General features: G+C 43.3%; 14 protein-coding genes. 1 reads left to right on the plus strand and 13 read right to left on the minus strand.

Features of this window, described 5'->3' with window-relative positions:
- Positions 1-223 precede the first annotated feature (223 nt).
- From acpP to ACFVAD_RS07280, 10 genes are all read right to left on the minus strand, one after another.
- The gene (gene acpP / locus ACFVAD_RS07235) at positions 224-457 is read right to left on the minus strand and encodes an acyl carrier protein (RefSeq protein WP_204413619.1); all 234 of its coding nucleotides are present in this window, start codon (positions 455-457) and stop codon (positions 224-226) included.
- Positions 458-573: 116 nt separating this feature from the next.
- Positions 574-1,314 (minus strand): 3-oxoacyl-[acyl-carrier-protein] reductase, encoded by a 741-nt coding sequence (fabG, locus tag ACFVAD_RS07240; RefSeq protein WP_386637579.1) that lies wholly within the window; start codon positions 1,312-1,314, stop codon positions 574-576.
- Positions 1,307-2,263 carry an ACP S-malonyltransferase gene (fabD, locus tag ACFVAD_RS07245; RefSeq protein WP_386637581.1) on the minus strand — a complete coding sequence of 319 codons (957 nt, stop codon included), beginning with the start codon at positions 2,261-2,263 and terminating at the stop codon, positions 1,307-1,309. The genes fabG and fabD overlap by 8 nt, the downstream gene beginning before the upstream one ends.
- Positions 2,263-3,282, minus strand: a complete 1,020-nt coding sequence (gene plsX, locus ACFVAD_RS07250) for a phosphate acyltransferase PlsX (RefSeq protein WP_386637583.1) — start codon at positions 3,280-3,282, stop codon at positions 2,263-2,265. Before plsX ends, fabD begins: the two co-directional genes overlap by 1 nt.
- 24 nt (positions 3,283-3,306) lie before the next feature.
- A complete protein-coding gene (fapR, locus tag ACFVAD_RS07255; protein ID WP_386637585.1) occupies positions 3,307-3,873 on the minus strand; it encodes a transcription factor FapR in 567 nt (188 codons plus the stop codon).
- Between the two features lie 173 nt (positions 3,874-4,046).
- Entirely contained in the window at positions 4,047-6,095 is a 2,049-nt protein-coding gene (recG, locus tag ACFVAD_RS07260) for an ATP-dependent DNA helicase RecG (RefSeq protein WP_386637587.1), read from the minus strand.
- On the minus strand, positions 6,088-6,975 hold the full coding sequence (gene sdaAA / locus ACFVAD_RS07265) for an L-serine ammonia-lyase, iron-sulfur-dependent, subunit alpha (protein ID WP_386637589.1): 888 nt from the start codon (positions 6,973-6,975) through the stop codon (positions 6,088-6,090). The genes recG and sdaAA overlap by 8 nt, the downstream gene beginning before the upstream one ends.
- Positions 6,976-7,027: 52 nt before the next feature.
- Entirely contained in the window at positions 7,028-7,690 is a 663-nt protein-coding gene (sdaAB, locus tag ACFVAD_RS07270) for an L-serine ammonia-lyase, iron-sulfur-dependent subunit beta (RefSeq protein WP_386637592.1), read from the minus strand.
- 152 nt (positions 7,691-7,842) lie between these two features.
- On the minus strand, positions 7,843-9,525 hold the full coding sequence (locus tag ACFVAD_RS07275) for a DAK2 domain-containing protein (RefSeq protein WP_386637594.1): 1,683 nt from the start codon (positions 9,523-9,525) through the stop codon (positions 7,843-7,845).
- Between the two features lie 16 nt (positions 9,526-9,541).
- Positions 9,542-9,904, minus strand: a complete 363-nt coding sequence (locus ACFVAD_RS07280) for an Asp23/Gls24 family envelope stress response protein (RefSeq protein WP_386637596.1) — start codon at positions 9,902-9,904, stop codon at positions 9,542-9,544.
- A gap of 342 nt (positions 9,905-10,246) precedes the next feature.
- Between ACFVAD_RS07280 and rpmB the strand changes: the two genes are divergently transcribed.
- The gene (gene rpmB / locus ACFVAD_RS07285; protein WP_204413591.1) at positions 10,247-10,435 is read left to right on the plus strand and encodes a 50S ribosomal protein L28; all 189 of its coding nucleotides are present in this window, start codon (positions 10,247-10,249) and stop codon (positions 10,433-10,435) included.
- Between the two features lie 121 nt (positions 10,436-10,556).
- Here rpmB and spoVM read toward each other — a convergent pair whose 3' ends face one another.
- The 3 genes from spoVM to rpe form a co-directional block, all read right to left on the minus strand.
- Entirely contained in the window at positions 10,557-10,637 is an 81-nt protein-coding gene (gene spoVM, locus ACFVAD_RS07290) for a stage V sporulation protein SpoVM (RefSeq protein ID WP_060665857.1), read from the minus strand.
- Between the two features lie 69 nt (positions 10,638-10,706).
- Entirely contained in the window at positions 10,707-11,363 is a 657-nt protein-coding gene (locus tag ACFVAD_RS07295) for a thiamine diphosphokinase (RefSeq protein ID WP_386637598.1), read from the minus strand.
- 316 nt (positions 11,364-11,679) lie between these two features.
- Entirely contained in the window at positions 11,680-12,333 is a 654-nt protein-coding gene (rpe, locus tag ACFVAD_RS07300; protein ID WP_386637600.1) for a ribulose-phosphate 3-epimerase, read from the minus strand.
- Between the last annotated feature and the right edge of the window lies 1 nt (position 12,334).

The following is a 12,334-nucleotide window of genomic DNA, read 5'->3' on the forward strand; positions in this document are numbered from 1 at the left end:
ATAAAATCATGTGACGAAAGATGTATAACATGACTATTTTAACAAATTATTTATAGGTTACAAATAGCATCTTACACCATTTGCTCATTTTTATGTAAAAAACTTATGTTAGCATAGATTTGTGCAGAAATACAGTCGGACATCGTTTGAATGGATTAGCTGAAAATACCCGGAAAACGAATAAGAGTCCCACTTATAAAGTGGGACTTTCAAAGTGAAGCAATTATGTGTTTGCTTTTATGTAGTTGACCACATCTGCAACTGTAGTAATGTTTTCTGCTTCATCGTCTGAAATTTCCAATTCAAACTCATCCTCAAGCTCCATTACCAATTCAACTACATCTAAAGAATCTGCACCTAAATCATCTTTGAATTTAGAATCAAGATTTACTTCGGACTCGTCCACACCTAAACGATCAACAATGATCTTTGTTACACGCTCTAATACCTCTGCCACAACTTTCACCTCCCCTCAAGTATTATAGTTAAAGTTTGCGAAAAAAACCAGATTGTCTACAGATTTTCATAAGAATATTGTTCGACTTCCTTGTCGGTACTGCTCGAACAGTCTTATTACATCACCATTCCGCCGTCCACGTGGATTGTCTGGCCAGTGATATACGCACTCTTTTCACTTGCAAGGAAGGAAACAACGGATGCAATGTCCTTCGCATCGCCGAAACGGGCTAATGGAATCTGCTTCAGCATTTCGCTTTTCACTTCTTCGTTCAATTTATCTGTCATGTCTGTTGTAATGAATCCTGGGGCAATTGCATTAACGTTAATGTGACGTGATGCCAATTCACGTGCAGTCGTTTTGGTAAGGCCGATGACACCCGCTTTGGCTGCCACATAATTTGCTTGTCCAGGGTTCCCGCTTACACCGACGATTGACGCGATATTGATGATTCTGCCTGAGCGCTGCTTCATCATTTGCCTTGTCACAGCTTTGGTGGTGTTGAAAACGCCTTTCAGGTTGATGTTGATTACATCATCCCATTCGTCTTCCTTCATGCGCATAAGGAGGTTATCCCTTGTAATCCCAGCATTATTCACAAGAATATCGATCGTCCCGAATTGTTCAAGGCTCTTTTTCATCATCGCCTGAACCTCTTCCATATAGGCAACATTAGCGCGAACCGCTATAGCGTTCCCACCCATTTGTTTGATTTCTTCCACCACTTCATAGGCCTTTGCCTCACTGCCGGAATAGTTTACCACGATATTTGCACCCTGCTCCGCCAAATCCAAAGCGATTGCTCGGCCAATACCTCGTGATGCTCCTGTGATGACTGCTGTTTTACCTTTAAGCATTTGATGTATCCTCCCCTTGAAAGTGATCTAACGCTTTTTGCAACGTCTCCATGTCATAGACAGGGATGGTTGTTACTCGGCGGTTTATTTTTTTGATCAGACCTGATAAGACTTTCCCAGGTCCAACTTCGATAAATGTATCTACTCCAAGTTCGATCATGCGTTCGACCGATTGCTCCCATCTTACTGGAGAGTATAATTGCTTGACGAGCTTATCATTGATTTCCTCAGCTTTTTGCATTTCATGTGCATCCACATTTGCAATAACAGGGATCTCGGTATTCTTCACATCTATTGTTTTCAAAGCAGCTGCAAGCTTCTCTGCTGCAGGTTGCATGAGACTGGAATGGAATGGGCCGCTCACTACAAGTGGGATGACGCGTTTTGCGCCTTTTTCTTTCGCTAGCTCGGAAGCCGCCTGAACACCTGCTTTGGAGCCTGAGATAACAATCTGTCCCGGACAGTTGAGGTTTGCAAGCTGGACTGGAGCAATGGTGCTTGTCACTTGCTCTGTAACATACTGGAGAACTTCCTCATCCAATCCAAGAACTGCGGCCATCGTGCCTTCCCCTGCTGGCACTGCCTCTTCCATGAACTTTCCACGCAGGTATACTGTATGGACCGCATCTTCAAAGCTGATGGAGCCTGCAGCAACCAGAGCGGAGTATTCTCCAAGACTGTGCCCTGCCACATAATCAGCATTTATTCCAGCTTCTTTCAATTTCTCTAGGATGGAAATACTTGTCGTTAATAATGCCGGTTGTGCGTTATAGGTCAATGTAAGTTCTTCCTGCGGTCCTTCAAACATAAGGGAGGATAAGCTAAACCCGAGTTTTTCATCCGCTTTTTTGATGATGCTGTCCACTACTTCAAAATGACCGGAAAGCTCCTGCCCCATTCCGACAGTCTGTGAACCTTGGCCTGGAAAAACAAATGCTACTTTACCCATTATTCTCCCCCGTTCTCCTCTTTTGTAACGAATTCCGTTTTTTCGATTGTTTCTGTTATCACGCCAACCATGTTGGACTCGAGCATATTGCGTGTTTGGCGTATCGCATTGTAAAAAGCGTTGGCATCCGAAGATCCGTGCGCTTTGACAACAGGAGCCTTTAATCCGAATAAGGCGGCTCCTCCATACTCCGAATAGTCCATTTTATTTTTCAACGTTTTTAGCTTCGGTTTCAAAACCGCTGCTGCAAGCTTGCTTTTCAAATCGCTGGTCAATGCTTCCTTCATCATGGCAAAGACGGATAGTGCCGTACCTTCGATCGTCTTTAAAGCAATATTCCCAGTAAAGCCGTCTGTCACCACTACATCTGCTACACCATTCAAGAGATCGCGTGATTCCACATTTCCGATAAAATGTACAGCACCGGACTCTTTAATCATCTCAAATGCGGCTTTTGTCAATTCGTTCCCTTTTTTATCCTCGGTACCTACATTCAACAATCCTACACGAGGTGCTTTAATTCCTCTTACTTTTTCGGCATAGATGGAACCCATTAGCGCATATTGGAAGAGGTGTTCCGGCTTTGCATCCACGTTCGCTCCCACATCAAGCATCACAAATCCCTCTCCGCCGATTGTGGGGAATGTCGGTGAAAGTGCCGGGCGCTCTATTCCTTTGATTCTTCCTACCACCAATAGTCCGGCAGTCATCAAAGCTCCCGTGTTTCCTGCAGAAATACAAGCATCCGCTCGGCCTTCTTTTATTTCCTTGGCCATCAGAACCAAAGAGGAGTTTTTCTTTTTGCGGACCGCCTTTACCGGCTCTTCGTCACCTGAAATCGCTTCTTCTGTATGTATAATGCTTATATTCTTATCATTGGTTAAGTATGGTCGTATTTTCTGCTCATCGCCAACTAAAGTAAACGTCAGATCAGGATAAGCCTCGACCGCTTTCATTGTTCCTTCCACCATGGACTTCGGTGCATGATCCCCGCCCATTGCATCTATTGCGATTTTCATGTTTTACTACCTACCTTTGCTAGATTAAAAACTTGTAGACCGGAACATTTCAAATTCCCCGTGAAACACCTTTTCGCTGCCAACGGTACTTTTCACTTCTACGGTTGTTCTGCCTTTTTCCTTGTCTACTTTACTGACCACCGCTTTGGCTACGATGCGTTCCCCAAGCTTTACGGGTCTCGTAAAACGTATGGTCGCTTTAGCTGTCAATGCCAATTCGTCATTGATGACGGCAACAGCCAACGAGTTTGCCTGTGCAAAAAGATGATGACCACGTGTAATATTGTTGCGTTTGAATACATGCTCGCTCTGAACGTCAAAGATGGATATGGCAGTTTGGTCCAACTCCAGATCAATGATTTCCCCGATTATCTCCTCTATAGGCAAGGAACGGACTTCTTTTTCCAAAGTACGGGCTGCTACATTTTTTATTCTTTCCCTTAATTCAGGAATACTAAGTTCCAGTCGATCCAATCGGATCGTTTGAATGCTCACTTGAAAAAATTCCGCCAATTCTTCATCCGTAATAAAAGGATTCTCTTTTATCTTGTCTTTTAACGATAATTGGCGCTCCTTTTTATTTCTTCTCATCTAATTACACCATCCGAACTATTATGACTAGGTACTAATAGTAGTATATATAGGAGTCCTTCATATTGCAAGAAAAAATCTTTATATGTAGTCTATTTCTACTTAAAATCATACTTTCAATCAAAAATGGAAGCTAGCAAACTTCTGCTAGCTTCCGAGATTATGTGATGGAATTAATCCAGTTTTTCTCCATCCAGAACGCCTGATTCCTCAATCACTGTCCTTAAATCCTCATATTGGTCTTCTTCCCAGAAACTTTGCGAATGAAGAAGATCATAGGCATCCTGTCTGGCAACTTCCAAGGCGCGGTAATCATGAACCATGTCGGCTACTTTAAATTCAGGAACACCGCTTTGTTTTCTTCCAAAAAAGTCACCAGGCCCTCTGAGTTCGAGATCCTTTTCAGAAAGGACGAATCCATCATTCGTTTCTGTCATGATTTTCATCCGTTCTTTCCCTACTTCGGATTTAGGATCTGCGAGCAAAATACAGTAAGACTGCTCGGAACCACGACCTACACGTCCCCTTAATTGATGGAGTTGCGATAAGCCAAACCGCTCAGCATCGTAGATCACCATCATTGTAGCATTCGGGACGTTGACTCCCACCTCTACTACAGTTGTGGAAACCAATACCTGCGCCAGGTTGTCGCTGAATTCCTGCATCACCTTTTCTTTCTCATCGGAATTCAGGCGGCCATGCATAAGACCAATTTTCCATTTTCCCCGGTAGTAGTGGGTCAGCATATCATGGACATCTATGGCATTTTGCACGTCGAGTTTTTCTGATTCTTCAATGAGGGGGCAGATCACATAGGCCTGTCTTCCTTTCAGCAATTCCTTTTCCACAAACGACAGTACCCTATCAATCATCTGGTGTTTAGCCCAATACGTTTCAATCGCTTTTCTTCCAGCAGGCATTTCATCAATGATGGAGACATCCATCTCACCGAAGGCAGTAATGGCAAGAGTTCTTGGAATAGGAGTTGCAGTCATGAACAATACATCAGGACTCTCCCCTTTTTCTCTCAAAATTCTCCTTTGCCCTACGCCAAAACGATGTTGTTCATCCGTGATGACAAGACCTAATCTGGCAAAATCCACTTCGTCCTGAATCAATGCGTGTGTTCCTATCAAAATATCTATTTCCCCATTTTTCAATTGCTCGAGAAGCTCTCTTCTTCTCTTTCCTTTTACAGAACTCGTCAAAAGTTCAACCCTTAAAGGGGTAGATGCAAACAGCCCTGTCAGGGATTGCGCATGCTGTTCTGCAAGAATTTCAGTCGGGACCATCAACGCTCCCTGATAGCCGGAAAGATAGGATGCATACAGACCAATTGCCGCAACAACGGTTTTCCCGGATCCAACATCCCCCTGGAGCAAGCGGTTCATCCTGTAAGGAGAAGCCATATCTCCCAGAATTTCTTTCAATACCCGAGTTTGAGCACCCGTTAGAGGAAAAGGGAGAACCTGAATAAATTCATTCAAGCTTTTCTCAGCATACTTTTGGGAGATTCCTTTGGAATGCTCTCGTTGATATTTACGCAGCGCCTGTATTTTCAGCTGAAACATCAGAAACTCTTCATAGACGAGATAGCGTCTGGCTCCTTTCAGCATTTCTTGATTGACGGGATTATGTAGGGCGGTAATGGAGTCCTTCTTGGAAGGCAGCTTATACTTTTGCAGCAGAACAGGTGGCAACGAATTATCGATTCGGTCGCCATACTCTTTTAGGGCAGAGTGGATGAACTTTCTCATCTGCTTGACCGTAATATTCCCTTTCACAGAATAGACCGGCTCCACTTCCCGCCCCTCTGTAAAAGGACCAAAATGTATTTCCAGAACCGTGATGGTCTGTCTGTGCTGGTCCCACTTACCTGTAATGGTGATGGTATCATTGATTGCCAGTTTGTTTTTGTAGAACGGTCGATTGAAACAGACTACCTTTACTAGAAAGCTTCCCACAAAAACGCGAAAAGTCAGTCTTGATTTCTTCTTCCCATAATACATAAGAGAAGGCTCACCATGAACCTTCCCCTCCACTGTTATTTTCTCATCATGTTTCACTTCGGAAATGTCCCGCAAGCGATAGTCTTCATATCGGTATGGGAGATGCATGAGAAGATCCTCTACGGATTCAATTCCCATGCTATGAAGGGAATTGGCTGTCTCTTCCCCAATACCTTTAACATTTGTTATCGAAGTTTCAGATAGTTTACTCACCTTTTTGTAAGGGAACACCAAATATTTTCGCTTCTAGCTCACGTCCAGTTGGTGTTGCCGCCAACCCTCCTTGCGCTGTTTCTTTTAATGCAGTCGGCATCGTTTGACCGATTCTGTACATCGCGTCAATCACTTCATCACATGGAATTCTACTTGTAATTCCTGCAAGCGCCATATCTGCGGCTACCATGGCATTGGCCGCTCCCATTGCGTTTCTCTTCACACAAGGGACCTCCACTAAGCCAGCTACAGGGTCGCATACTAATCCTAACATGTTTTTCAGTGTAATGGCCATTGCTTGTGCACATTGATCTGGTGTGCCTCCTGCCATTTCCACGATTGCGGCAGCAGCCATACCGGAAGCTGAGCCAACTTCAGCCTGACAACCACCTGCTGCACCTGATATGGAGGCATTATTCGCTACAACAAACCCGAATGCTCCAGAAGTGAACAGGAAATTGATCATTTCCTCGCGCGTTGGATTTAGCACATTTTTCACTGCAAATAGGGTGCCAGGAACTACTCCCGCAGATCCTGCAGTCGGTGTAGCACATATCGTTCCCATCGCCGCATTCACTTCATTGGTGGCAACAGCTTTACTAACAGCATCCAGAATATTTTTGCCGGTCAAAGACTTCCCGGATTCAATATACTTCTGTAATAGGACCGCATCTCCCCCAGTAAGACCAGAAACGGATTTTACCCCTTGCAGCCCTCTTTCAACCGCCTGTTCCATCACCTCTAGATTTCGATCCATCTGCGATAGGATGTCCTCCTTGCTCTTACCAGTGAACTCCATTTCCTGTTCAATCATGAGCTGGGATATTTTCTTACCGGTGCTTTCGGCAAGCTCGATTAATTCTGCTACATTTCGAAACATACTAAGCTCCCCTTCCCTCTAATTGAAAGCGCTATCATTATTATTCTGAAATTTAATCGACTATTTTGGTAACTTGTGTAATGTGAGGCAGAGAAGACAGCTCTTTGATTACCGCATCATCAATATTCTGATCCACTTCTATTGTCATCAATGCCTGTTTTCCTTTTTCTTTGCGCGAAACTTCCATATGTCCGATATTGATGGCAAATTTCGCAAGTACATTAGCGACTCCAGCGATCGCACCATATCGGTCATTATGCACAACCAAGAGTGCCGGATGGTTCCCTGAAAGCCTCAATTCAAAGCCATTCAGCTCTGTGATTTCAATCTTTCCTCCACCGATGGAGATGCCTACAAGCTCCAGTTCTCCCAGTTCATCACCAATACGGACTTTTGCAGTATTAGGATGATCCGTTATTGCTTCTTCCTCTATGAATTCAACTTTCATGCTCAATGAGTCAGCAATGGATAGGGAAGTTTTGATTCGTTCATCAAATGTATCAAAGTCCAGAAGTCCGCCGACAATCGCAACGTCCGTCCCGTGGCCTTTATATGTTTTTGCAAAGGAGCCATAAAAGGAGATGCTTGCCCATTCAGGCTGTCTGCCAAACAGACTTCTCGCAACACGACCAATTCTGGCAGCTCCTGCTGTGTGAGAACTTGATGGACCAATCATTACAGGACCAATAATATCAAAGACGCTTCTATACTTCATTTCCCCACTCCCCCTCTATCTTTTAAACACCGCTGTTGCTAGACACATAAAATCAACAATGAACACAAACACCTTGGTTGATAAAAAAACATACAAAAGAAGGGTATTTACCCCTTCTTTTGCATTTATTCTTTTTTGCTGATTATGGGGCTTTATTCAATAGAGAAGATGTAGGAGTATAACGGCTGTTTCCCGTTGTGAACTTCCACTTCAGCATCCGGATACGCCTGCTCAAGTTCTTCCACCAATTCGTCTACTTCCTCTTGGGAAACATCTTCACCATAAATGACAGTCAGGATTTCTGCATCATCATCCATCATCGTATGAAGGAGATCTTTGGCAGCCTGCTTTTTATCTTTGCTGGTAATGACAATTTTACCGTCAGCGATTCCCATGAAATCATTTTTTTGGATTTCAATGCCATCGATGTTGGTGTCTCTTACAGCAAATGTAACCTGACCGGTTTTAACAGATGTAAGAGCCTCTTTCATTGCCTCTTTGTTGTCTGCCAGCTCACCAGTAGGATTGAAAGCAAGAATAGCCGCCATCCCCTGAGGAACCGTTTTGCTCTCAATTACTGCAACATGATTGCCGGCAACTTCAGCAGCCTGCTTGGCAGCCATGATGATATTGCTGTTGTTTGGAAGGATAATGACGTTGTCGGCATTTACTTCCTCAATTGCCTTTAAGATATCCTCTGTACTCGGATTCATCGTTTGGCCGCCTTCAATAACCGCCTTTGCCCCAATGCTCTTAAATAGCTCAGCAATACCCTCACCCATTGCAACGGTGATGATTCCAAACTTCTCACGCTTTTTGTTCGCTTGTGGCGCAACAGTCGGTGCTGCATATTCATCCTCTTCAAAAAGTAGGTTGCTATGCTGCTCACGCATGTTCTCAATCTTCATGTTGATAAGACTGCCGTAGCGCTGACCGTAAGTCAACACATCGCCAGGCTGTTCTGCATGGATATGAACTTTTACAATTTCATCGTCAGCGATGACCAGTAAAGAATCTCCATGTTGAGATAGGTCATTGCGGAATTTATCTTCTGTAAAAGGATTCGCCTTCAATTTATCCGCTTCGAATTTAACCATGAATTCTGTACAGTAGCCGAATTCTATATCCTCTGTATTGATGGCCGCATGCACATTTTTATGGTGCTCTGCACTAACCAATTGGTTCATCGAAGTGGTTGGTACGATATCTTCAATTCTTTGGCCTTTCAATTCAGCCAGGAAGCCCTCATAAATATAAACGAGACCTTGTCCACCACTGTCGACTACGCCAACTTCTTTAAGAACTGGCAGCAGGTCAGGAGTACGCTTCAAAGATGCATTCGCTTCTTTTAGCGTTTCTTCCATTAAAACAATGATGTCGTCTTCGTTCTTTGCAACAGCGACCGCCTTTTTGGCTGCATCTTTCGCAACCGTTAAGATAGTTCCTTCCACAGGCTTCATAACTGCTTTATAGGCCGTTTGAACTCCTGCTTCAAGCGCATGTGCAAAATCCTTGCTTGTGATCGTTTCCTTTGATTCGATATGCTTGGAGAATCCACGGAATAGCTGAGAAAGAATAACCCCCGAGTTACCTCTTGCCCCCATAAGTAGGCCTTTAGCCAGAGCAGAACCAACACTGCCGATATGCTCGGAAACATTGTTTTTTACTTCCTTTGCTCCTGATGTGATGGAAAGGTTCATGTTCGTACCTGTATCTCCATCAGGAACCGGAAACACATTCAACGCATCCACAGTCTTGGCGTTGTTAGATAAATGATTTGCACCCTGAATAATCATCTGTGCAAAACGTTTCCCATTTAGAACTTTTACTGACACTAAATTTTCCTCCTTATTACGGGTTCGTAACTCGAACTCCCTGTACATAAATGTTTAATGAATCAACGGAAAGACCGAGCATTTGATTAAGGGTATATTTTACTTTAGTCTGTACATTATGCGCCACTTCTGAAATTTTCGTTCCATAGCTTACAATGATGTACATATCAATATGTAATCGATCTTCTTCCTGGCGTACGATAACACCTTTTGTAAAGTTTTCTTTTCGAAGTATTTCTGACAACCCATCTTTAAGCTGGCTTTTGGAAGCCATTCCTACAATGCCATAGCAGTCTACAGCTGCTCCACCTGCGATTGTTGCAATTACATCATTAGAAATATCTATTTGACCATAAGATGTTTTTAGTTCGATGGACATAAAGGTTCCCCCTTCGATTGGTTTATTCACCTTGTCTACTCGTTATTTTACTATAAAAGAAAGGTTTTTGAAAGCAGACGAATGCTATTGTAATAATACTATTATTATACTGAATGCTAGAAACATGTATGTCAAGGCTTTTTTCTTGAAAGCTTTCTTCAGAACTATTGCATTGTGCGGGGTTGTATGTTAAATTATATAAGTATTTTCAACTGTTTTATCTATGAAAAGAAAGACACTGTATGGACCTGCTTCCTATTGACGGAGGTCCCGTGCATCGTTTTTCTGACACTAAATGAAAATATTGATTGATGTTTCTTTGTAGTTAGGAGGGAATTAAACATGGCACGTAAATGTGTAATCACTGGCAAAAAGACTGGTTCTGGTAACTCACGTTCTCACGCAATGAACTCTTCAAGACGTACTTGGGGTGCAAACCTTCAAAAAGTTCGTATCTTGGTAGATGGTAAGCCAAAGCGTGTATACGTATCTGCAAGAGCTTTAAAATCAGGTAAAGTTGAGCGCGTATAATTTATATGCGCACATGCAAAAGCGACAGGGATAATCCCCTGTCGCTTTTTACTTTTGTTCTTTTAGTTAACATAATATTATTATCGGAATATCTATCAAAAAAGCACCTCATAAAGGTGCTCTACTCTTTTTTAAACGATCCCAGCATGGCACGGATGATACCACCTAAAAACCTCGGCAACTTTATCGTATAAAATTTCATTCCATTTCCCTCCCCGGAACTTTTTAACCATAATAGATATGAATGAATACGTGCAGATGAAGAATGCCGTCACATAAAATGGGATGAATCACGGCTCCTTATCATCATTAATATGCCATCCTTAAATGAAAAAGTACCATTTTCAGTATCTAGTTCATTACTTATACATAGTGTGTCGCCCCATTTTATATTCCTATTTTTTAGGGGATATTTAAATCCATCCAGAGTGATTCCGCTTACTGTAGGGGTTATGGAAAGGAATGAGATGTATGGGAGGTCCTTATTCATTTTTATAGGGTATTGTCCGGGATTGACCAGATAAAGGATATTCTGTTTATCCCGGATTTCAATGGTGAATCCGTTTTGGATCCCTTTTAGCAGGAGTTGCACATTGCCAAGAAAATGGTCGAGTCTTCCACCGGTCACTCCCAACATGGTTATGGAAGAAGGGTTTTGTGCCATGGCCCAATTGACAGCAAGCTCTGTATCCGTTTCGTCCTTTTCACTTGGAAACATATCAAGGTCTGTAATTTTCTTCTTCATTTCCGCCAGTTCTGCAGCTGTTACAGAGTCAAAGTCCCCGAACGCTTTCTGGGGGACTATATTCTGTTCCAATAAATAATGGACGCCCCTGTCCACCCCTATCCAAGTGATGGATTCAGAAGTGTTTACTTTTAGGTACGGGATATATTCCGGCGGTCCACCGGCCACAATAATTATTTTCATTGCCTTTTGCTCCTTATTAAGAATATGGCCCCGTTAAACACCGCTGTTGATTTCTGCACTAGGCGCAGCGACCCAAGGGGCTTGCGTGAGCCTTCTCGGCTTCGCCTGTGGGGTCTCCACTAATCGCTACTTCCCGCAGGACAAGGAAAGCTCCGGCAGCGATTCATCGCACGAAGAAAATGCTCGCATTTTCGAGGAGTCTTCGCCTATTGCTCCAATCAACAGCTAGTATACATAAATAACAGCACTCTTGTTTAACAAAGACAAGAATAAAAGGCCTTCAATTTGAAGACCTTTTATATCTCAAGTTTCAGGTTTATGTCAAGTTTCCACGGATGGATGAAATGGCTTCTTTACGGTCTGCCTGTTGATAAATGGCTGAACCTGCAACAAGCACATCCGCTCCGGCCTCGACGCAAAGTGCGGCGGTTTCGGGATTGACTCCACCGTCCACCTCCACTTCAACCGATAATCCCCGTTCCGTTATGAGAGACCTTACCTGACTAATTTTCGTCAGTACATCCTTAATGAATGCTTGTCCACCGAAGCCCGGATTGACCGTCATAAGCAGAACGAGATCCACATCATTCAGGATGGGAACAATGCTTTCCACAGGGGTTGCGGGATTAATGACAACTCCAGCTTTCACTCCTTCAGCCTTGATGAGTTGAACTGTACGATGAAGATGACGGCATGCCTCCACATGTACCGAAATGATGTCAGCTCCAGCTTTTGCAAAAGCAGGGATGTATGTATCAGGATTTTCAATCATCAAATGGACGTCCAATGGAAGCTTTGTTATCGGACGGATCGCTTCCACAACAAGTGGACCAATCGTGATATTTGGTACAAAGTGACCATCCATCACATCAATATGAATATAGTCGGCTCCGCCTTGCTCCACATCATGTATGTCTTTTTGCAAATTGGCAAAGTCTGCGCTCAGGATTGAGGGGGCGATTTTTATCATA

The organism is Sutcliffiella sp. NPDC057660 (assembly GCF_042800035.1).
Classification (GTDB): Bacteria; Bacillota; Bacilli; order Bacillales; family Bacillaceae_I; genus Sutcliffiella_A.